This is a genomic window from Salinicola acroporae (genome assembly GCF_003206615.1).
GTDB classification, from domain to species: domain Bacteria; phylum Pseudomonadota; class Gammaproteobacteria; order Pseudomonadales; family Halomonadaceae; genus Salinicola; species Salinicola acroporae.
Genome location: NZ_PZJW01000023.1, coordinates 1 through 21,801, shown reverse-complemented (window position 1 = coordinate 21,801; position 21,801 = coordinate 1). Strand labels below are relative to the sequence as shown.

Below are 21,801 nucleotides of genomic sequence, written 5' to 3'. Positions count from 1 at the left end.
CTGAAGCGCGTGGATGACAACCTTCGCGGCATCCACCATGACAAGTTTAGATGACAACGTAGTGACAAGCGTCAAAACCCGTAACGACGGCGCCGCTTCGGGTAACGGCGCAGGAAGTCAGTCCGTGGCCCGATGCTTGAGCGCACGCCCAGCCAGCGCTCGCACCGCGACGTTGCCCAACAGCGTGGCACCCAGCATCGTCAGCACCGTTGGCCAGGCGCTGGCCAGTTCGAAGGCCCCGACCAGCGCCCCGGAAACGGCACCGCAGGTAAACTGCAGACAGCCCTGCAACGCCGTCGCCGTGGCACTCATGCGGGGAAAGTGGTCCAGCATCGAGGACATGGCATTGGGGCTGATCAGTCCCTGCATCCCCACGAAGACCACCATCAGCGGGGCGATCGTGAAAATGGAATCCAGGCCCGTTGCCACCATCACCACCAGCAATACGCCCGCCGTCAACTGGACTCCGAGGCCCAGCAGCAGGTTCTGCTGCGGCGTACGGGTCTTGAGCAGCCGGATATTGAGCCGGCTGGAGGAGGCCATGATCAGGATATTGGCACCGAAGACGAAGGGATAAAGCGTGGTCGAGAGACCATAATGCTCCATATAGAGGTAGGGCGAGCCAGTGATGAACGCGAACATGCCGGCAAACGACATCGATACCGCCCCGATGTAGCCCATCGCCTCCCGGTGGCGCAGTACGCTGGCGTAGTTCCCCAGAATCTGCCGCACCGAGGGGGCTTGCGGATCGCGTCCATGGGTCTCGGGTAGATAGCGACCAAGCAGCCATAGCACGAAAGCCGCGTAGACGGCGAGAAACAGGAAGATCAGCCACCAATCCGCCAGGTGCAGGAGCGCACTGCCGATGGCCGGCGCAACCAGTGGCGCCATCATCAGGATCATGACCATGGTCGACATCACCTTGGCCGCCTCCCGACCGCTGAAGCGATCGCGCACGATGGCGGCGGAATTCACCACGCACGCGCCACCGCCCAGCGCCTGCACGAACCGCCATCCCCACAGCGTCGCCAGCGAGCCCACCTGGGTCAGCGCCAGACTGGCGACCAGGAACACGCCCAACCCGATCATCAGCACCGGCTTGCGGCCGAAACGGTCCGATAGCGGGCCGCAGACCAATTGCCCGAGCGCGAATCCGAGCAGAAAGACGCTGAGCGACAGCTCGGTATGATGCACGCTGGCGCCGATCGACGACGCCAGCGCCGGCATGGCCGGCAGGTAGGCATCGATCGCCAGCGGTGCCAGCGCCGTATTGGCAGCCACCAGCAGCGCCAGCCGCCGGGCACTCAAGATCGTCACAGGCTCTCCTTCAAGATCATCTCACGGATAAGGCTCCCACCTTCGGCCGGCCGGCTGCCTGCCCCCGTGGCAGCGCATTCGCCCCGACAGACGGGGCGAAAGCCGGGAGTCGCAAGAGAACTTCGCGGCCAAGCGGGCATTCGAGGCCCGGGCGATTCGGACGTGATACGAAGACGCCCCTACCGATTGCACGGACCGCCGACGCGGGCGACGGACGGCCGAAACCCGCGTCGCAGCGCTTGTCATGCGTTACGACCGGGTATGGTTCAACCGTGCGGGGAAGCGTCGATGCGCTGCGATTCGAGCAGTTCGACGAAGGGTTGAAACTCGTGCCGATTGTGCTCGCTCATGTGCATGAGGATACGGTGGGCTTCCAGTATCCGCTGCTGGATGTCGCTCTCATCGGCCTCGACATGAGGCAGCTCATCCAGCTCCGCCGGCTCGGTCAATGGCGCTTCGAGCAGCGTGAAATAGCGTGCGAAGCCCATGACGTCCAGCATCCGCCGAACGTCCGGGTGCTCGGCGATGATCGTGGGCGGGTCATCCAATCGCCCCTGCACGGCCATCGCCACCTTGGCCAGGAACCCCAGCGCGGTGGAATCGACGTTGGTCGTTTCGCGTAGATCGACCATCACCGCCCGCAGCCCGGGCAGATCCGCCAGACGCTGCGCCTCGGCATCCAACGTCGCACATAGCGTCAAGCGCACATCGCCGCAGAGCTTGAGCACAAACACGCCCGACTCGAAGGCCGCTCTTATCCGCCCTTCAATCATGGTCGAAACCACTCAGTGTCATCATGCTGAGATCATCCGGCAGAGGATCCCCCAACGCCAATCCTTCCCTCAGATCGTCGACGCTGGCGCAGTGTGTCGTGCGGTGCTCGAGTTCCTTGAGCCGCGCGTTCAATGACCCCTCCGGCAGGCATTCCAGAATGCCGTCGGAGCAGAACCAGAGTCGAAACGACTCAGGCAACGGGCAACCATAGATGGGGTACTCGACGTCGGGAAACAACCCGACCGGGGGCCCCTCTCCCCCCAGGTATCCGCTTCGTCCCTCTGCCTGGAGAATCGGCATCGGCAACTGGGCGCCGAGCGCATAGTGCAGAAAACGACGCTCATGGTCCAGCACGCCGGCAAAGATCGTGGCGTGCTTGCCGATACCGGTCTCCAGCAATTCCCGGTTGAGTTCGCCCAACCAGCGGGAGGGAAACGCTTCCGGCAGCAGCGTGCGCCACTGGGCCAGCCAGCGATTGCAGAGATACTTCAGCAACACGGTGACGAAGGCGGAAGAGGCGCCGTGGCCGGCAACATCGGCAAAATAGAAGAAACTGTAGCGTTCGTCACATCGCTGAAAATCGAGAAAATCACCCGACAAATAGAGCGAGGGCGCGAACCAATAGTCGCAGCGCACGCCGAGGTGCACGACGCCCGGCGGCGGCAGCAGCTTGCGCTGCACATGCCCACCCGCCCGCTGGTCGTCCCGGAGCATCTCGAGATGCCGCTCGAGACGATCGTTCAACGCCTCGAGCTCGGCCCGGCTTTCGCTGTGATCGCGCGACAACCGCGTCAGTTCCAGGGCCCGCTCGATCAAACGCCGCAGAATGTCGACATGCTTGAGAGGCTCGACCAGATAGTCGATCAGCCCGGCATCGAGCGCCTTGTGCAGGTCGTCGTCGCGGCGGCTCTCGCTGATGACGATGGTCGGACGTCCATCGGCCAACCGCTCCCACCCGTCGTGGGAAACCGCCCGGACGTGCGCCACCACGAGATCGCAATGGGCCGGCAACGTCGAAACCGAGACGGCAGCCCGCACCACGATATCGAGACGGGAAAGTTCTTCGATCAAGCGTTCACGGTCCGGCCCAGGCAGATCGATCAGACCGATCACGGGCAGCTCGTCCGACAGCGTATTGGACACAGGTCTACTCGGCGAAGTCGTCTTCACTATATTCGAAATCGTCACCGAACCCGCCGCTGGCGAACGGATCCTCGCCGGCCGCGCCGTTGGTGACCTCGAACTGGCGACGCTGCAGATAGGCGTCACGGATGAAGCTGTAGCGATCCCCCTGAATCAACGCCTCCTGGTCCAGCAGGCTGGCGCGTAGATCCACGTAGCGCAGGAAGGTCAGGCCGTAACGCCACTTGTCCTCTTCGACATAGGTGACCGGATAGGTGTACATATCGACCGGCAGGCCGCTGGTATCTCGGACCGTACTCGGCCCCAGAATCGGCAATACCAGATAGGGGCCGCTTCCCACGCCCCACACGCCCAATGTCTGGCCGAAATCTTCCTCGTTTTCGTCCAGTCCCATGCGCGTGGCGGGATCGAGCACGCCGCCCACGCCCAGCACGGTGTTGACCAGAAAACGTCCGGATGCGACGCCGGCATTGCCCCACTCCCACTGGAGAATGCTGTTGAAGACCGTGCGGATTTCCCCCAGGTTGGAGAAGAAGTTACCGACGCCATCCTGGACCGGATCCGGCGTGACGATGTCGTACCCCTGCGCAATCGGCTTGAGCGCATAGCGGTCGAGCGTGTCGTTGAACTGATAGACACCGCGGTTGAAACCCTCCCACGGATCCTGGGGATTCGACTCTTCCCCCGTCGAGGCACAACCACTCAACGCCGCGGCGACACAGGCGCCGCCCAGCCAATGGATCGATTTCATCAACACGCATTCCCTTTACGCAGTATCACACTGCCCGCACTGTAGCCCGCACCGAAGGAACACACCACCCCCACGTCGCCGTCCTGCAGGTCGTCGCGATGCAGATGAAACGCAATGATCGACCCCGCCGAACTGGTATTGGCATAGCGGTCGAGTATCACCGGCGCCTCCGATAGCGAGGGCTCGCGGCCCAGCACGCGCTGCGCGATCAGGTCGTTCATGTGACGGTTGGCCTGGTGCAGCCAGAGTTTCCTGACCGAGTCCCCGGTCAGCGACTGGCTCTCCAGATGATCGAGGATCAACGAAGCGACCATCGGGCAGACCTCCTTGAACACCTTGCGCCCTTCCTGGACGAAAAGCTTGTCCAGATCATCCCGCCCGTCGTCGGCAAGACGATTGAGGAACCCGAAGTTATTGCGAATGGCATTGGAGAACTGTGTCTTCAGCCGCGTTCCCAATACCGTGAAGTGCTCCCGATCCTGGGCGAGATGGTCGGCTTCCAGCACGATGGCGGTACAGGCATCACCGAAGATGAAGTGGCTGTCACGGTCACGGAAGTTGAGATGCGCAGAGCAGATCTCGGGGTTGACCACCAGCACCCGCTCCAGGCTGCCAGCGCGGATCGCGTTGGTCGCCATGTCGATGGCGAACGTGGCGCTGGAGCAGGCCACGTTCATGTCGAAGGCGTAGCCGCCGGCGCCCAACGCCGCCTGAAGCTCGACCGCGACCGCCGGATAAGGTCGTTGCAGGTTGGAGCAGGCAACGATGATCAGGTCGAGTTGATCGGCACTCACGCCTGCTTCTTCCAGCGCCTGGCGAGCCGCGGCCACGCCCATCTCCGCCTGGACCGACAGTGCATCGTTGGCCCGCTGAGGAATGCGCGGTCGCATGCGTTCCGGGTCCAGAATCCCCCCGGCTTCCATCACGTAACGGCTCTCGATACCCGACGCCTTGAGAATGAAGGCTTCGCTGGAGTGCGCCAGCGGCTCGCGCTCTCCCTGCTCGATCGCTGCCGCGTGACGCAGATTCTCGGCATCGACCCAGCGATTGAAGCTGGCGACCAGCTCGGCGTTATCGATCGAATCCGGCGGCGTGAACAGGCCCGTCGCGGTAATCACGGCTTGCGTCATCGGCTATTACCTCCCGCGGCATCCGCCGCTTTCATCATTACGCACACCCGCCGACGGCGGATGCAGTGTCTCGAGCCCGCCGATCACATGGTTTGCCCGGTTATCTCCCGCCAGCGTCGCGCCAGACGCTTCTCCGACACGCTCTCGAGCGTGCCCAACTGCTGAGCGAACAGAGAGACTCGCCACTCCTGCAGCCACCAGCCGAACTCGACGAGGTCGGCATCGACGATGCCATCGCGATGGGTCTGCTGGCGCCGAGTGTCGACTCTCTCCTCCCAGGCCTGCACCTGCTGCATCGAGAGCTGATCCCGCCGCAGGTCGCGGGGCGCCTTCTCGAGCCGGATCTCGGCCGCCTGCAGGTAGCGCGGATAATGTTTCAGCCAGGGGCCGGCGTCGCGCACAAAGCCGGGGTAGACGAGGCGCTGCATCTGCGCCTTGAGGTCACTGTAGGTCAGCGCCAACGCCAGCGTGACGTTGCCCTTGAGTGCCTTGGTCACTGCCAGATGGCCTTGCAGCGCCTTGTGCAGGTCGACCAACAGCGCCTCGGCGTAGCCGACCAGATCGCCGCGCCACTGTTCGAGGCGAGCATCGAGCGCCTCCCGCGATCTCGGCAATGGATCGACCGCCACGGTCTGGGCCAGACAGGCATCGATCACATCACGGGCAAGCTGCTCATGACTGCCGACCTTGGCAAACAGCAGCGCGGACTGCTTGAGCGCAGGCAGTTCGCGCTGAATATAGCGCACGATGTCGGGCAACCTGCGCCGAGCCAGATTGACGATACCGTCGCGATGGGCAGTTTCGGCACGCGCGGCGTGGTCGAACCAGGCCACCCGTAGTTCATCGCCTTCCACCACTACCGCCGGATAGACCTCGACCTGAATCCCGGCCTGGCGGGTCGTGCGCGAACCGGGCAGCGGCGTCCCTGGCAGGTCGTCGAAACGTTCGGCGTCCTCCTTCGGCGTCTGGGCCAGCGCCTTGGCACCCGCCGCGGCAGCCTCGCCAAACCGCGTCTGCAGTTGGCGCAGGTCACGTCCTTCGCCCAGCACCTCGCCGTTGTGATCCACCACTCGCAGGTTCATCACCAGATGCGGATCGAGCTGGTCGTGACGCCACGCCGACGGGTCAAGCCGGGTCCCGGTCTTGATCCGCAGAAACTCGCCCAGCGCCTCCTCGATCGGACGCTCGTCTGGCGTCAGCGACGCCAGGGCGGCGTCGACCCAGTCGGGAATCGGCACCACCTGCCGACGCAGCGCCTTGGGCAGCGCCTTGAGCAGCGCAATGCATTTCTCGCGCAGCAGCCCGGGCACCAGCCAGCTCAACCGCCCTTGCGGAAGTTGCGCCAACATCACCGCCGGCACGGTCAGGGTGACGCCATCGTCGCCCGCCCCCGGCGAGAAGTGATAGCTCAGCGGGTAGCGCACGCCGTTGAACACCAGCTCGTCGGGGTACTGCTCGACGCTGACATCGTCGGCGTCGCGCGCCATCAGTGCCGCTTTATCGAGCTTGAGCAGATCCGGCGTATCGCGCTCGGCCTGCTTGCGCCAGTTCTCGAAGCTGCGTCCACCGGCGACGTCCGCCGGGACCCGCTCGTCGTAGAAGGCGAACAGCGTCTCCTCGTCGATGAGGATGTCACGCTTGCGTGCCCGATCCTCGAGATCCTCCACTTCCGCCATCATCGCGCGGTTGTGTTCGAAGAACGACGCCCGGGTCTGGTAGTCGCCCTCCACCAGCGCCCGGCGCAGAAAGATCTCCCGAGCTTCCGCCGGCGCCACTTTGGCGTAATCCACGCGGCGGCCGGTGACGATCGGCAGGCCGAATAGCGTTACCTGCTCCAGCGCCACCACCTGGGCCCGCTTGCGCTCCCAGTGGGGTTCGCTGTAGCTGCGCTTGATCAGGTGCGCGGCCTGCGGCTCGATCCACTCAGGCTTGATCCTCGCCGCATCACGCGCGAACAGACGACTGGTCTCCACCATCTCGCCAGCCATCACCCATTTGGGCGGCTTGCGCGACAGGCCCGACGCCGGATGGATCAGGAAGCGCCGGTTCCGGGCACCGAGAAATTCCCGGCTTTCCGGCTGCAGTTGCCCCAGATTGGAGAGCAGACCGGACAACAGCGCCTGATGCAGGCGCTGGGTATCGACCCGAGGTTTCTCCGCCGGCTGTTGTTCCGCTCCCGCCACCGCACCTGGTTCCTCGGTATCGGGCTGCATGGCACTCGACGGCTCGAGTTTCATCTCGCGGGTCAACTGGCGCAGTTGGCGATAGGTGTCGTGCCATTCGCGCAGGCGCAGGTAGTTCAGATATTGGTCGCGACACCAGCGCCGCAGTTGATTGCTCGACAGCGTTTCGCGCATGGCATCGAAGCCGTGCCACAGATTGAGCCAGGCGACGAAGTCGGAGTTGGGGTCCTCCCACTGCTTGTGACGCTGATCGGCGGCTTGACGCTTCTCCGCCGGCCGCTCGCGGGGGTCCTGCGTCGCCAGCGCGCTGACCACGATCAGTACCTCGCGCAGACACTGGAAGCGCTCGCCCGCCAGCACCATGCGGGCCAGGCGTGGATCGATCGGCAACCGGGACAGCTGCCGGCCGATGGCGGTGATGCGCTCGCCGTCATCGACGGCTCCCAACTCGAACAGCAATCGGTAGCCGTCCTTGACGAAGCGGGCATCCGGCGCATCGACGAACGGGAAGTCGAACACGTCACCCAGCTTGAGCGACAGCATCGACAGAATGACCGAGGCCAGGTTGGTGCGCTGGATTTCGGGTTCGGTGAATTCGGGGCGAGAGAGAAAATCTTCTTCGCTGTAGAGTCGGATGCAGACACCTTCAGCCACGCGCCCGCAACGCCCCTTGCGCTGATCGGCGCTGGCCTGGCTCACCGGTTCGATCGGCAGACGCTGGACCTTGGCGCGCGCACTGTAGCGGCTCATGCGGACCAGGCCGGGATCGATCACGTAGCGTATCCCGGGGACGGTCAACGAGGTTTCGGCCACGTTAGTGGAGAGCACGATGCGCCGGCCGGCATGGGGCTGGAACACCCGGTTCTGCTCGGCATTGGAGAGCCGCGCGTAGAGCGGCAGGATCTCGGTACTCTTGAGCTCGGCACGTCGCAGCGCGTCTGCCGTCTCGCGAATATCGCGCTCGCCCGGCAGGAAGATCAGGATATCTCGCGGGCCGCTGTACCAGCGTTTTTCGCGCTCGATTCGCTCGACCTCGTCGACCGCCGCCAGAATGCCCTCCTGGAGGGTCAGGTCCTCCTCGTCCCGCGACTCCCGGACCAGTGGCCGATAATTCACCTCGACCGGATAGGCGCGCCCGGAGACCTCGACCACGGGGGCGGGCTGCACCTCGCCGTTGCGCTCGACGGCAAAATGCCGGGAGAGCCGCTCGACGTCGATGGTCGCCGAGGTGATGATCACCTTGAGGTCGGGTCGTCGGGCGGTCAGACGCTTGAGGTAGCCGAGCAGGAAATCGATGTTGAGGCTGCGCTCGTGCGCTTCATCGATGATGATCGCCTCGTAGCGCATCAGGTCAGGATCGTGCTGCGTCTCGGCCAGCAGGATACCGTCGGTCATCAGCTTGACCAGAGTGTCGTCGCTACTCTGGTCGGTGAAGCGAACCTGATAGCCGACCTGCTCGCCCAGTGGCACTTGCAGCTCTTCAGCCAGGCGTGCCGCCACCGAGCGTGCTGCCAGGCGGCGCGGCTGGGTGTGGCCGATCATGCCGCGCCGTCCCAGGCCCAGCTCCAGACAGAGCTTGGGTAGCTGCGTGGTCTTGCCGGAACCGGTCTCGCCGGCGACCACCACCACCTGATGCTCGCGCAAGGCCTCGAGAATGGTTTCGCGCTTGGCGGCGACCGGCAACGCAGCGGGGTAATCCAGCGTTACCGGCTGGCGCCGGCGACGCGCCAGCAGCTCACTGGATGCCGCCAGCCGCATTTCGACCTCCTTCAGCGACCGGTCGATAGGCTTGCCGTCGCGGGCACGATGCGCCAGGCGCTGGAGCCGCCGGCGCTGCTCGTGGGCATCGCGCAGCAAACAACCGTCCAGGCGAGTTTCCAGGTCATTCAGGGCTTGCAGCGAGGGGGAAGCGATAGCGCTCAAGAGATCCTCTACATCGGCGAGAACGGGCCGCCACCAAGCGTGGTGACGAACCCGTCATTGTAGCGCCGTCAGCGGACCAACTCACGTCCCGCGGGAGCCGATGTCACGCCGAGGGCGTATCGCCCGCCTTGGTGGCGTCATCGGCCCCGCTCCCGGTCGCCTCGTCACGCAGCTCCCGTCGCAGGACCTTGCCGACGTTACTCTTGGGCAGTTCGTCTCGCAGCTCGACGAACTTGGGCACCTTGTAACCGGTCAGTTCCTGCTTGCACCATTGCCGCAGCGCCTGCGGATCGAGCCCCTCGTTGCGTGCGACCACGAACAGCTTGACGGCTTCCCCGGTCTCCTCGTCGGGCACCCCCACGGCGGCGGCCTCGACGACATCGGGATGCCCCGCCACCACCTCCTCTATCTCGTTGGGATAGACGTTGAATCCGGAGACCAGAATCATGTCCTTCTTGCGATCGACGATCTTGACGTAGCCGTCGTCGAGAATCATCGCCATGTCGCCGGTACGCAGCCAGCCCTCGGTGTCCAGCGTCTTGGCGGTATCTTCGGGACGGTTCCAGTACCCTTTCATGACTTGCGGTCCCTTGACGCAGAGCTCGCCACGCTCACCACGCGGCAGGGCGCGGCCGTCGTCGTCGACGACCTGGATCGAGGTTCCGGGAACCGGCTTGCCGATGGTGCCGATCTGAGGTGCATCGGGGGGGTTGACCAGCGCGATCGGCGACGTCTCGGTCAGGCCATAGCCTTCGACGATGCCGAGCCCGGTGGTCTGCTTCCAGCGGTCGGCCACGGTCTGGGTCAGCGCCATGCCACCGGAGATCGTCATCTTGAGTCGGGAGAAGTCGAGCGCCTTGAAGTCGTCGCGCTGGCACAGCGCATTGAACAGGGTATTGAGCCCCACGAAGACCGTGAACGGCGTTTTCGACAGCGTCTTGACGAAGCCGGCGATATCGCGGGGGTTGGGTATCAGGATGTTGTGCTGGCCGGTGACCATCGCGAACAGGCAGTTCACCGTGAAGGTGTAGATGTGATAGCACGGCAGCGGCGCGATGATCGTCTCTTCCCCCTCCACCAGTGCCCTGCCGACCACCTGTTTGGTCTGCAGCATGTTGGCGATCAGGTTGCGATGGGTCAGCATGGCGCCCTTGGCGACGCCGGTGGTGCCACCGGTGTACTGAAGGGCGGCCACGTCGTCGTTGCGGCTGGCAACCACCTTGGCCTCATGCCGATGACCGACGGCGAGCGCCTGTCGAAAACCGACCGCGTCCGGCAGGGAGTACGATGGCACCAGCTTCTTGACGTGTCGCACCACCCGGTTGATCAGCATCCGCTTGGGCCAGGGATGCAGATCTGCCATTTCGGTCACGTAGACGTGGCGGATGCCGGTCTGCTCGAGCACCTTTTCCAGCTTGTGGGCCATGTTCGCCAGCACCACCACCGCCTTGACGCCGGCATCGCGAAACTGGTGACGCATCTCACGCTCGGTATAGAGCGGGTTGGTATTGACCACGACCAGCCCGGCACGCAGCGCGCCGAATACGGCAACCGGGAACTGCAGCACATTGGGCAGCTGTATGGCGATGCGATCGCCGGGCTCCAGGTCGGTTTCCTGCTGGAGCCAGGCAGCGAAGTCGCCGGAAAGCCGATCCACATCCCGATAACTCAAGGTGTGACCCAGGCAACTGAAGGCAGGCTTGTCGGCGAATCGATTGCACGCCTCGGCGATGATGTCGTTGATCGACTCGAACGCCTCCATGCCCTCCAGCGGCGCTCCCGTTTCGATGCACGGGCTGACGCTGTCGCTCATAGGATCTCCTTGATTCGTGACGGTTATCGCTCTTATAACAGGATCCGACCAGCGAGGCGCTGCCACCAAGGTTGTAAGACGCTCGACCCGGCCGTCACAAGGCAGCGGCGAGGCCGCCGTCGAAGGCTAGATCGACGGCTCCTCGCGCCGGCCCAGTCGGCGCCGCCTGACGGCATTCCGCCAGCGCAGCAGTATCCATGCCAACACGATGACGGCAATGATGATCCAGGTCACCGGCCGCTGCCCGTAGGTCTCCACGTACGGCTTGGCGAATCGCCAGCCCTGCTGCGCCTTGTCGACGGCGATATCGGCCATCTGCGAAGCGGTCAACCCGTCGGTGAAATCATCGCCATCGTCAGAACCCAGGCTGTTGTCCTGCTGACGGGAGTCGCTGGTGATGCCCCGCTGGAGATCCGCGCCGCTCAATCCGACGGAGGCCTCGGGGTTGAGCCGCACGACCGGCAGCTCGAAGTGCAACGTGCGTCCTCCGACACGGGCGTCGGCGGCGATGGTGACCGGCAGCGACTGGCCTGGATCGGTCTGCGGCACCGCAATCGTCCACTCCCGTTCCCCGGTCTGGCGCACGTTGAGCGACCTGCCGGTGAGGCTTGCGCTGAGTTGGGTATTGTTGACGTCCAGATCGGGATGGTTGGCACGCACGACGATCTGCGAGCCGTCCTCGCTCAGCACGGCACTCAGTGCGGCCACCACGTTGACCGTTTGGACCTGCTGGCGAATCATCCGATCGCTGCGCGCGGTGATCGTCAGCCGGGCATTGCCCAGTTGGTCGACCCCCGGCAGTTCGCCGCGGAAGTGATCGTCGGACGGATCCAGCGGCGTGGCGGCGAGGACGGCCCCGTCCAGGTCCTTCAGTTCCGCCCGGACGGTGAGCCCGTCGGGCCGCCTGTCCGCGCCCAGCGTCTCCCCGTCCGACGCCAGCCACACGTCCAGCGGCGTGGAAAAGCCGCGATAGAGCGTGGCCGGAAGCGGTGTACTGCGCAGTACGGTGTCGGCATGAATGCCGATGCGGCTATCGTCACCGATGTCGCCCTCGATTCGCCACTCACCGGCGGCCGGGTCGGGCACGGTAACGAGATCGTAGCGATCGCTGCTTTGCCACTCCACGACACCCGGATGATCGCCGCGCGAGTAGCGCTGACCATCGGGTCCCACCAGCACCGGCGAGTCGACGCCCGGGTCGTGGAACAGCAGCGCGTTGAATTCGTCGATATCGTCGTCGACGCTGAACCGCTGCTGCCCGTCGATGGGAATCTGGTCCCCCGGCAGGATACGGTCGAGGACGTCCAGGAAAGCACGCAGCAACTCTTCCGGCGTATCGGCGACCGCCGCCAGCCCGCCCGTGGTCTGCGCGACCTGCTCGAGCAGCGGCAGATCGACATTGTTGGACAGCGCGATGGCGTGGACGACGACGCCACGCCCGGCAAGCTCCGGCGCCAATTCGCTGATGATGCGTTGCCGCGAGGCACTGTCGCGCTGCGCCTTGTCGCTGCCGGAGGCGGGCAGGTCGACCATGCCATCGGTCAGCAGGATCAGATGCCGGTTGGCGCTGTCAGGCGCCGCATCGGCCGCCTGGCGAAGCGCCCGCTCGATATCCGTGAACTGCTGATAGTCGGTCAACTGCGGCGAGAGGCTGGCCACGCGTCCACGCCAGGCGTCCGCCACCGTCCCACTCGGGAGAGGATTGGAGACCGTGGTACCGAAGGTCCAGATCGATCCCCGGGCGCTGGGCGGCAGCAGTGTCGCGGCGAATCCCAGGGCGTTGGCCCGCAGGTTCTGCGGGTCGTTCTGCTTCATGCTGCCTGAAACATCGACGACGATACGCACGTCCGGCGCGGACTGCGCCAGCGCCCAGGTCGGGGCAAGCCCCGTTGCCAGCATCACCATCAATAACAACGCACGCATCTCTCGCTTCCTTGTCGAAACACATGCCGAGAACGAGATGACGACATCCTCGTCCAGCAATATCGGTGGACAGCCCTTGGGCCCAGAGGATCAGTTGACCACCGGCTCGCGGCGGCCATCCGGCTTGCCATGAGCGTCGCCACGCTTGCCGGACGCCCGTGCCGCGGAACCTGTCGGCCGCCCTGTCTTCCGGCCCTGGCCAGACCCGCCATCGGCATTGTCATGGCGGCGACGCAGCAGACGCCAGGCACCCAGTCCCAGGGCGGCACCGATCACAGCGCCGACCAGCAGCAGTGGCATCGCGCCGGCAACCTGACCGCCATCATGCTGGATGACCCCGACAGCCATCACCACGATGGCCGGGGCAAGGCCGGAGTAGGTTTCCCCCGGCTGCAGCAGCGGCAACGAGAACGGCGCTACCATCCATAACCCACCAGCGACGACACCGACCAGAATCAGACGCGGTAGCAGCGGTATCCAGCGCACCGCCAGATAACCGGTCACCAGAACGATCAGAGAAAGTACCCCGTAACTCAGCCAGAGCTGCGGCAGCGAATCGGAAAACAGCATGGTAATGACTCTCGATTCATACGATTTGCCACATGGTACACTCCAACCAGTCAAAGCACAGCCGCACCTGCGCCATCGGATGCGTGATTCGACGTCATGCCGGCGCGCCCCGGCCACGCCTGCGGAGATTCGCAAGTCGGGCCCGGCACACCGCCTCCAGCGCAAGCCTCGGGCAGATGACGCCCGTTTCACCGACAGCCTTAGCCCGCAAGGATCCCGCAAAGCCCCATGTCCCGCTCGCAGACGACCCAAGCGCTCCCCGCCGTTCACTTTCGCCGTGACGATGACCCCGACTGGCACTGGCTGGAGTCACGCGACGACCCTCAGGTCAAGGCATTCCTGCGCGCCGCCAATCGCGAGAGCGATGCATTCTTCTCCCCCCTCGCGGCGCTGGAGGACGCTCTCTACGAAGGCCACCTAGCGCGGCGGGAACTCAGGGTGGTCGGACTGCCCATGGCGCTGGAGCGTTTCCGCTACTGGAGCGAAACGGCCGGCGACGCGGACTATCCGCGATGGTGGCGACAGCCGATAGCCGAAGAGGCCGAGCCGGAATTGCTGCTGGACATCGAGTCGCGCTCGAAGGCCCACGACTTCCTCGAGCTGGGCGACATGGCGATCTCGTCGGACGAACAGTGGCTTGCCTGGACAGAGGATGTCAGCGGCAACGAATACTTCGACCTCTATCTGAAACGGCTACCGGATGGTGAGCCGGCCCGCCTGCGTCGTCGCATTGGCCCGGACCTCGTATGGGCGGAGGACAACCGCACGCTGCTGTTCACTCGCTACGATGCCACGCAGCGCCCCGCCAGCGTATGGCTGCTACGGCCTGGCGACGACCACTGCCAGAAGATCTTCGAGGAGACCGATGTCGAATTCTGGGTGGGCCTGGGCAAGACGCGCTCTCGCCGATGGCTGATCCTGGAGACGGCCTCCAAGGACACCGCCGAATGCCACCTGATACCGGCTGACGCGCCCGGCACTCCGCCCCGGTGCGTGCGCCCGCGGGAGGCGGGGGTCGAATACGGCCTGGATCACCGCGACGACACCTTCTACGTGCTCCACAATCGCGATGCCTCTCACTTCCGCCTGGACACCGCCCCGACGTCTCGGCCGTCGAGCTGGACCCCCCTGATACCGCATCGCGAAGACGTCACTCTGGAGGGCATCGACGCCTTCGCTTGGGGCCTGGTGATCACCGAGCGTGACCACCACGAAGCCCAGGTGTACCTGCGCGTCGTCGAACTCCCGGACGACGGGCCATCGGAGGAGGACGCCCGGCGGCAGGAGGCGCCGCCGGGCTCGCGGCTCCCGCTGCCCGAGGCCCCCTGCAGCCTCGCGCTTGGCGACACACCCGACTTCCATACCCGCAAGCTTCACCTGCGCGAGGAGTCGTTCACCCTGCCGGTACGATGGATCGAACATGACCTGGACAGCGGCGAGCAGCGCGTTCTCAAGACGCAGCCGCTATATGGTGATCTTCAGCCCCAGGACCTGATCTGCCAAAGGCTATGGGCAGAGGGCCACGATGGAGAGCGCATTCCCGTTTCGGTGGTGGCCAGAGCCGACGACCTGGGCAAGGCGCCGATGCCGACACTGCTCTATGGCTATGGCGCCTATGGCGAGGTCCTCGACCCCTGGTTCTCGATCGCGCGCCTGGAACTACTCTCCCGGGGCGTCGCGTTCGCGGTCGCCCACGTACGCGGCGGCGGCGATCGCGGCGAGCCCTGGTACCTGGCGGGCAAGCTCGAGCACAAGGAGAACAGCTTCAGGGACTTCCTGGCAGCGCGTCATGCCCTGGTCGCCGAAGGCCTGTCGGACCCGAACCGGGTAGCGGCCTACGGCGCCAGCGCCGGCGGCCTGCTGGTGGGGGCCAGCCTCAACATGGAGCCGGAAGCCTTCTGCGCCGCCGTGCTCGACGTCCCCTTCGTCGACGTGCTGCGGACGATGGAGAATCCCGACCTCCCTCTCACTACGGCGGAGTATACCGAGTGGGGCAATCCGGATGAGCCCGCCGCACGCCGACGCATCCGCGATTATTCGCCGCTCGACAACCTGACCGCCCAGCCCTACCCCAGCATGCTGCTGCAGGGGAGCTGGCACGATTCGCGGGTACCTTACTGGGAACCGGCCAAGCTCTACGCGCGCGTGACCGAATTGGGCAGTGCCCGGGGGCCGGTACTGTTGCGCACCGACATGGCGGCCGGACATGGCGGGGCATCGGGCCGATTCAAGGCCTGGCGGGACAATGCCCGTCAGGACGCCTTCATTCTGTGGTCACTGGGACTTGCCGAAAAATAGCGCTGCGGGCGGCGCATCGGTCGATGGGAGATATACCCGCTCGCGTTCAGCGCTGGTCGTCGAGCGGGATGATATCGATGATGTGGGCCTCGTAGTCGGCCTCGTCGACATCGGTTTCACTGACCGCAAAATGGCGCACGCTCATCCGGCGCTCGTGCATGCGACGATCGTCACCGCTTCGTAGCGGATGCCAACTGGCCAGCTTGCGCCCTTCGGAGAGACGACGATAGGCGCAGCTGTGAGGCAACCAGTGGAACTCGTCGAGGTTCTGCAGGCTCAACTGGGTGCACTCGGGCACTTTCTCGAAACGGTTCTCGTAGTCGCTGCAACGGCAACTGCCGATGTCCAGCAGGCGGCACGCCACGTTCAGCGTCGCGACATCTCCGGTGTCGGCATCTTCCATCTTGACCAGACAGCACTTGCCACACCCGTCGCAGAGCGCCTCCCACTCTTGCTGGGTCAGTTCCTCGAGGGAAAAGCGCTCCCAGAATCGATCACGCATATCGACCTCCGCCCCGGTAATCCTCGCCGCACCCTCGCCGCGGGAATATGGCACGCCCCATCACTCTCCCCGCGGCGTGAACAGATCCAGCATCTCCGGATCCTTGGCCGGCGGCATCTGCAGATAGAAGCCCTGGTCGCGGATCGCCGCCATGACCTTGACCACGTCGACGCGCGCCAATGGCCGCTCGGCCCTCAGCAGCAGCGTCATCACCGCGATGGGCGGCCCGAACCGTTCACGTAGTGCCTGCGGCACCGGCGCCATGCCCTGGGCCTTGTCGAGATAGAGATACATCTCGTCTCGCCGCGAACTCTTGACCACCTCGCAAATCAGCCGGGAGGCATCCATCACGCCGCCTCCTGTTCAGCCAGCGCCCGTTCCCAGTCGGCCGAAAGCTCACGTCCGCGCCATCCGGTCGGCAATGGCAGCATATCCCCCTTGAGATGGGCGTTGACGATCGCCTCCATCTCCGCCCGGTTGGCGAGTCGCTCCGGGGCGATGCCAAGCGCCTCGGCATGGGCCTGGACGACCTGCTTCAGCGCCTTGAGGCGGCGCTTGAACGGGGGCGAGGTCGGCACCGGCAGCGGTTCGCAGAGCGCCGATTCATCCTGGTGCTGCGCGGCCTTGACCAGTGCCAGCAAGGTGTCGCCTTCGCGCTTGACCAGGCTGGGGGTGACACCTTCGACGGCCGCCAACTCGTAGCGATTCTGAGGCATGGCCTCGGCGACCGCGAACAGCACGGCGTCCTTGACCAGCCAGCCGCGCGGGACGTCGCGACGCCGTATTTCCACTTCCCGCCATGCAGTGAGTTCGCGGTAGGCCTCGATCTGGCGCGGCTTCAGCCGCCACAACTGACGGTGCCGGGCATACCATTGATCGGCGCCCGCCTCGTGCCCGCGGCTCAACGCCGCGCACTCTTCCTCTAGCCATTCTGCCCGCCCCGACTCGACCAGCTCACGAGACTGACCTTCCCAGATGGCGGGAAGGAACACCACGTCCAGCGCCGCATATTCGAGCTGAGCCGGCGTCAGCGGACGCTCCAGCCAGTTCGAGCGAGTCTCCTCCTTGGGCAGGTCGACGTCGCAGCGTCGGGCGACCAGCCGCCGGTAACCGATTGCCGGATCGCTGCCGAGGAAAGACTCGGCGATCTGGGTGTCGACCAGCGGCGCCACCGTCACGCCGGCCCACAGCGCCAACACGTCCAGGTCCTCGCCACAGGCGTGGATCAGCTTCAACGGCCCTCCGTCCAGCAGGCGCTGGAATGCCTCGCTGGGCGCCACTGCCTGCGGGTCGATCAGGTACACCGTTTCTCCAGCCGTCAGTTGAATCAACGCCGGCACGGGGAAGAAGGTGGTCTCCCGGAAGAACTCGGTATCCAGCGCCACGACATCCGCCTCGGCCAGCGCCTCGTAAGCGGCCTGCAACCCTTCCGGGGTGTCGACCCAACATAGCGAATAGTCAACGCTCATTCAGATTCCTTGCGGCCACGGACGTGGCCCTGCGATACGAAAGAAGAGAGCCTGGTCGCGGCAGCAATTCCTGCCGCGACCAGGCTTCACTCGGAAGAGAACGGCTGGCGCCCTTGAAATGCCCGGCTGAGCGTGCCGCCATCGACATACTCCAGCTCGCCACCCATGGGCACACCATAGGCCAGTCGCGAGAGCCTCGCTTCTCGCCCGACCAGGTGCTCCGCGATGTAATGGGCGGTCGCCTCGCCTTCCACGGTGGGATTGGTCGCCAGGATGATCTCGCTGACGGTCTCCTGGGCGAGTCGTGCTTCCAACTGGTCGAGACCGATATCGTCGGGCCCGATGCCGTCGAGTGGCGAGAGGTGACCATGCAGGACGAAGTACTGGCCTCGGTAGCCACCGGCCTGCTCGATCGCCAGCATGTCCGCCGGCGACTCGACCACGCACAGCAGCGCCGAGTCGCGACGCGGATCCTGGCAGACACCGCACAGGGTCTCCTCGGTCAGGGTTCGACACCGCTCGCAGTAGCCAACCCGCTCGATCGCTTCGGTCAACGACTGAGCCAGCCGACGCCCACCATCGCGCTCCCGCTCCAGCAGATGCAACGCCATCCGCTGCGCCGTCTTGGGCCCCACGCCCGGCAGCACGCGCAGGCTCTCCAGCAGTTGCTCGACCAGCGGTGAGAAACTCATCAGAACGGCATCTTCATCCCGGGAGGCAGGTTGAGTCCGGAAGAGACCTCTTCCATCCTCGCCTTGGACTGGGTCTCTACCTTGCGCGACGCGTCGTTGACGGCGGCGGCCAGCAGATCTTCCAGCAGTTCCTTGTCTTCCTGCATCAGGGACGGATCGATCTCGACCCGGCTGACGTCATGACGGCCATTCATGGTGACCTTGATCATACCGGCGCCAGCTTCGCCCGAGACTTCCATCTGGGCGATCTCTTCCTGCACCTGCTGCATCTTTTCCTGCATTTCCTGGGCCTGTTTCATCAGGCCACCCATGCCACCCTTGAACATGACGAACTCCTTCGAGATGCGATTGTCGAGACTGGGGTCGTTGGCGAGCGTCACACGCGGTCGGCGGTGACGCTCTCTTCGATCAGGCGGGCGCCGAATTGCGCCTCCAGTTCCTGAATATGTGGGTCGACCCGCAACGCTTCAACGGCGCGGGCATGACGCTCGCGAGCCTCGCGGTCGCGTCTGGCCTTGGCCGTTTCGCGCGAACCGTCCAGTTCGGCGACGTTGACCTCGAGACGGCGCGCGTAACCGATACCCGCCAGCGCCTTGGTAATGCGATCGACATGCAGCTCCGACAGCATCGCAGACTGTCCGGGGTCCAGCGTGACGTGAAGCACGTGACCGTCGTCGCTGTCGATGACGCAGTGCGCCGCGAGGTTGCGGGTAAGACCACCGATGTCGAGCCGATCGAAGCGCTCGAGCCAGAGGTCATGCGTCAACGGTATCGTCGCGGCGGCCGCCCCGGCGGGGTCAGGCGACTCGTCGATGACCGCCGGAGCTGACGACTCCCCAGCGCTGACGGCTGCCGGCGGCGTCTCGACGGCGATCGCGGGCGACGTCGGCCCGGACGACTCGATCCCGGCGGCATCGAGCTCGGAAGGCATGTCGGCCGGAGGCGCGGATGACGCATTCGGGTCGACCGATGACGCCGGCACCGGCTCATGGCTAGTGGGAAACGCCGCCAGCGACTCGCCGCGAGAGACACTCGACTGTTCCGCCCAGGCGTAGGCGTCACCCTGCAGATCGGCGTCGCTGTCGAAATCGATCTCGCTGCCGGGTCCATCATTGCCGCTGAAACCGCTGCCGCCGACATCGCCGGCGTCCACGCCAGGGGTAGAGGAATCCGCGGGTGAGGACGATTCCGCCGCCCACGGCTCCCATGACGTCGATCCCTCGGCCGCTGGCGCCGGCTGCTGTGGCGCATCAGCCGCCTCGGCATCGACCGACCAGGGCGGACGGTCATCCGCTGGCGGCTCGACGGCAGCCGGGGATGAAGCAACCGGCTCGACCGGTCGTTGATCGATCGCGGATGGCGGTTCATGCGAAACCGGCTCGTCAGGATTTACGCTCGTCGGTTCCGGTGCCGTCGATCCCGAAGCCACCAGCCCCGAAGCCGTAGTGCTGGCCGCCGAGGCCATCGGTTCGCCCTGCGCGGCACCCTCGGCCCGCGCGCCTCCCGCAACGGCCTCCCCAACGCGCGCCTCGCGCCGGGCGTCGCCACCGCCATCATTCTCGCCCTGCGGATTCCCGCGCAGCGGCAGTTCGGTCTGCGGCGGTGTCGGCACTCCCTGGGGACGAAAGGCCAGCATCCGCAACAGCGTCATCTCGACCGCCGAGCGCGTGTCCGGCGCGTTGTCGATGTCGCCGCGCCCCTGCAGGGCGATCTGGTAGTAGAGCTGGACGTCCTCGGCGGTGAACCGGCCGGCCAGTGACAGCAGTTCCTCGCGATCGCCATGGCCATTGTCCAGGGCCGAGGGCACCATCTGGGCGATGGCCAGACGGTGCATCAGCCCTGACAACTCGTCGAGCACACCGGCAAAATCCGGCCCCTGCTCGGCCAGTGCCGCCACTTCGGCCAGCAGTCGCTCGGCGTCGACGTCCGCCAGGGCCTGGGCGAGGGCAATCAGATGCGCATGATCCAGCGTGCCGAGCATGGCGGCCACATCCTCACGGCGCACTTCGCCCTGCCCGAACGCGATGGCCTGGTCGGTCAGGCTCATGGCGTCGCGCATCGAGCCGTCGGCAGCCTTGCCGAGCAGCCACAGCGCCTGCGGCTCGAAAGCGACCTGTTCGGCCTCCAGCACCCGGGTCAGATGCTCGACGACCCGCTCCGGCGGCATGTTCTTGAGCGTGAACTGCAGGCAGCGCGACAGCACCGTCACCGGCAGCTTCTGGGGATCCGTCGTCGCCAGCAGGAACTTGACGTGCGGCGGCGGCTCTTCCAGCGTCTTGAGCAGCGCGTTGAAACTATGCGTCGACAGCATGTGCACCTCGTCGATGAGGTACACCTTGTAACGCCCCTGGGTCGGCGCGTACTGAACGTTGTCCAGTAGCTCGCGGGTATCTTCCACCTTGGTCCGCGAGGCGGCATCGACCTCGATCAGGTCGACGAAGCGACCGTTATCGATATCGCGACAGGTTTCGCACTGGCCGCAAGGCTGCGAACTCACCCCCTGCTCGCAGTTGAGACACTTGGCGAGAATCCGGGCCAGTGTCGTCTTGCCGACGCCTCGCGTACCGGTAAACAGATAAGCGTGGTGCAGCCGGCCCTGGTCGAGCGCATTGACCAGCGCACGGCTGACATGCTCCTGGCCGATCAGCTCGTGAAAGGTACGCGGGCGCCATTTGCGGGCCAGAACCTGATAACTCATGCGGCGCGATACTCCTCGCAGGTAGGTTCGCGGCTGGACGTGATCGTTGAGAGACGGTGCGGGCGCGACCGAAAACCTCGATGCCAGCATCGATATCCGACGATAATCGGACCATTCTAGCAGGGTCGGCAGAAGCGTGACGAGGCAGGAGGAAACGACTTTCGGACCGCCGTGACATCGACGACGCCCATCGATGTCGGGCCCAAAATGGAGGCGGCCCCGACCAGCCACATCCCGGCACACGCGGCCACCACTACCGTTGCTCCCTTCCGGGCCTGGCGGGGTTTGCGGTTTAGCGTTGCGGGAGGACCGGTAAGGGCCACCGTAACTCGACACATCCACGACATGGATGAAATCGAAGGTCGACAAAGTCTGTTTCATCAAGACGTTGCCGAGCGAGCGGCACTATAACAGCGTCATCGCCTTGCGACAACCGGCAGGCACCGACCGACGCTGAAAAGGCCTGGCTCTACCGCCCGCCGTGAAATGACCACTCTTCTCCAACCGGCAGCAGACGACCGGCCACGAAAAAGCCCCGCCGGATCTCCGGGCGGGGCTTGAATCGCGGCTCTCGTACCGGTCAGCCGACCTTCTCCTTGGCGGCCTGCATCCGGC

At 65.1% G+C, this 21,801-nt stretch carries 16 protein-coding genes and 1 other RNA gene; 1 reads left to right on the top strand and 16 read right to left on the bottom strand.

Annotated elements, in window-relative coordinates; genetic code table 11:
• Positions 1-117 precede the first annotated feature (117 nt).
• From DOM54_RS19750 to DOM54_RS19710, 9 genes are all read right to left on the bottom strand, one after another.
• Positions 118-1,317: a Bcr/CflA family multidrug efflux MFS transporter gene (locus tag DOM54_RS19750; protein ID WP_110717969.1), complete on the bottom strand. Its 1,200-nt coding sequence runs from the start codon at positions 1,315-1,317 to the stop codon at positions 118-120.
• A gap of 266 nt (positions 1,318-1,583) precedes the next feature.
• A complete protein-coding gene (locus tag DOM54_RS19745; protein WP_110717968.1) occupies positions 1,584-2,090 on the bottom strand; it encodes an STAS domain-containing protein in 507 nt (168 codons plus the stop codon).
• A complete protein-coding gene (locus tag DOM54_RS19740; protein ID WP_110717983.1) occupies positions 2,083-3,222 on the bottom strand; it encodes a PP2C family protein-serine/threonine phosphatase in 1,140 nt (379 codons plus the stop codon). Before DOM54_RS19740 ends, DOM54_RS19745 begins: the two co-directional genes overlap by 8 nt.
• A gap of 16 nt (positions 3,223-3,238) precedes the next feature.
• Entirely contained in the window at positions 3,239-3,985 is a 747-nt protein-coding gene (locus DOM54_RS19735; RefSeq protein WP_110717967.1) for an MlaA family lipoprotein, read from the bottom strand.
• Positions 3,985-5,115 (bottom strand): beta-ketoacyl-ACP synthase III, encoded by a 1,131-nt coding sequence (locus DOM54_RS19730; RefSeq protein WP_110717966.1) that lies wholly within the window; start codon positions 5,113-5,115, stop codon positions 3,985-3,987. Before DOM54_RS19730 ends, DOM54_RS19735 begins: the two co-directional genes overlap by 1 nt.
• An 83-nt stretch (positions 5,116-5,198) precedes the next feature.
• Positions 5,199-9,212: an ATP-dependent RNA helicase HrpA gene (hrpA, locus tag DOM54_RS19725; protein ID WP_240613982.1), complete on the bottom strand. Its 4,014-nt coding sequence runs from the start codon at positions 9,210-9,212 to the stop codon at positions 5,199-5,201.
• 112 nt (positions 9,213-9,324) lie between these two features.
• The gene (locus tag DOM54_RS19720; protein ID WP_110717964.1) at positions 9,325-11,034 is read right to left on the bottom strand and encodes an AMP-binding protein; all 1,710 of its coding nucleotides are present in this window, start codon (positions 11,032-11,034) and stop codon (positions 9,325-9,327) included.
• A 126-nt stretch (positions 11,035-11,160) separates the two neighbouring features.
• Positions 11,161-12,957, bottom strand: a complete 1,797-nt coding sequence (locus DOM54_RS19715) for a VWA domain-containing protein (RefSeq protein WP_110717963.1) — start codon at positions 12,955-12,957, stop codon at positions 11,161-11,163.
• 90 nt (positions 12,958-13,047) lie between these two features.
• Positions 13,048-13,527, bottom strand: a complete 480-nt coding sequence (locus DOM54_RS19710; RefSeq protein WP_110717962.1) for a hypothetical protein — start codon at positions 13,525-13,527, stop codon at positions 13,048-13,050.
• A 228-nt stretch (positions 13,528-13,755) separates the two neighbouring features.
• Here DOM54_RS19710 and DOM54_RS19705 point away from each other — a divergent pair, with 228 nt between their 5' ends.
• Complete coding sequence (locus DOM54_RS19705; protein WP_110717961.1) at positions 13,756-15,825, top strand: S9 family peptidase; 2,070 nt, start codon at positions 13,756-13,758, stop codon at positions 15,823-15,825.
• A gap of 46 nt (positions 15,826-15,871) precedes the next feature.
• Here DOM54_RS19705 and DOM54_RS19700 read toward each other — a convergent pair whose 3' ends face one another.
• The 7 genes from DOM54_RS19700 to ffs all read right to left on the bottom strand — a co-directional run bounded on the left by DOM54_RS19700 (position 15,872) and on the right by ffs (position 21,501).
• Positions 15,872-16,327 (bottom strand): YcgN family cysteine cluster protein, encoded by a 456-nt coding sequence (locus DOM54_RS19700; protein ID WP_110717960.1) that lies wholly within the window; start codon positions 16,325-16,327, stop codon positions 15,872-15,874.
• 60 nt (positions 16,328-16,387) lie between these two features.
• Positions 16,388-16,675: a YcgL domain-containing protein gene (locus DOM54_RS19695; protein WP_110717959.1), complete on the bottom strand. Its 288-nt coding sequence runs from the start codon at positions 16,673-16,675 to the stop codon at positions 16,388-16,390.
• On the bottom strand, positions 16,675-17,796 hold the full coding sequence (gene rnd / locus DOM54_RS19690) for a ribonuclease D (protein WP_110717958.1): 1,122 nt from the start codon (positions 17,794-17,796) through the stop codon (positions 16,675-16,677). Before rnd ends, DOM54_RS19695 begins: the two co-directional genes overlap by 1 nt.
• 86 nt (positions 17,797-17,882) lie before the next feature.
• Positions 17,883-18,488, bottom strand: a complete 606-nt coding sequence (recR, locus tag DOM54_RS19685; protein WP_110717957.1) for a recombination mediator RecR — start codon at positions 18,486-18,488, stop codon at positions 17,883-17,885.
• Positions 18,488-18,814 (bottom strand): YbaB/EbfC family nucleoid-associated protein, encoded by a 327-nt coding sequence (locus DOM54_RS19680; protein WP_110717982.1) that lies wholly within the window; start codon positions 18,812-18,814, stop codon positions 18,488-18,490. Before DOM54_RS19680 ends, recR begins: the two co-directional genes overlap by 1 nt.
• Before the next feature lie 50 nt (positions 18,815-18,864).
• Positions 18,865-21,186 carry a DNA polymerase III subunit gamma/tau gene (gene dnaX, locus DOM54_RS19675; RefSeq protein WP_110717956.1) on the bottom strand — a complete coding sequence of 774 codons (2,322 nt, stop codon included), beginning with the start codon at positions 21,184-21,186 and terminating at the stop codon, positions 18,865-18,867.
• Between the two features lie 218 nt (positions 21,187-21,404).
• Positions 21,405-21,501: signal recognition particle sRNA small type (gene ffs, locus DOM54_RS19670), an RNA gene on the bottom strand.
• Positions 21,502-21,801 lie beyond the last annotated feature (300 nt).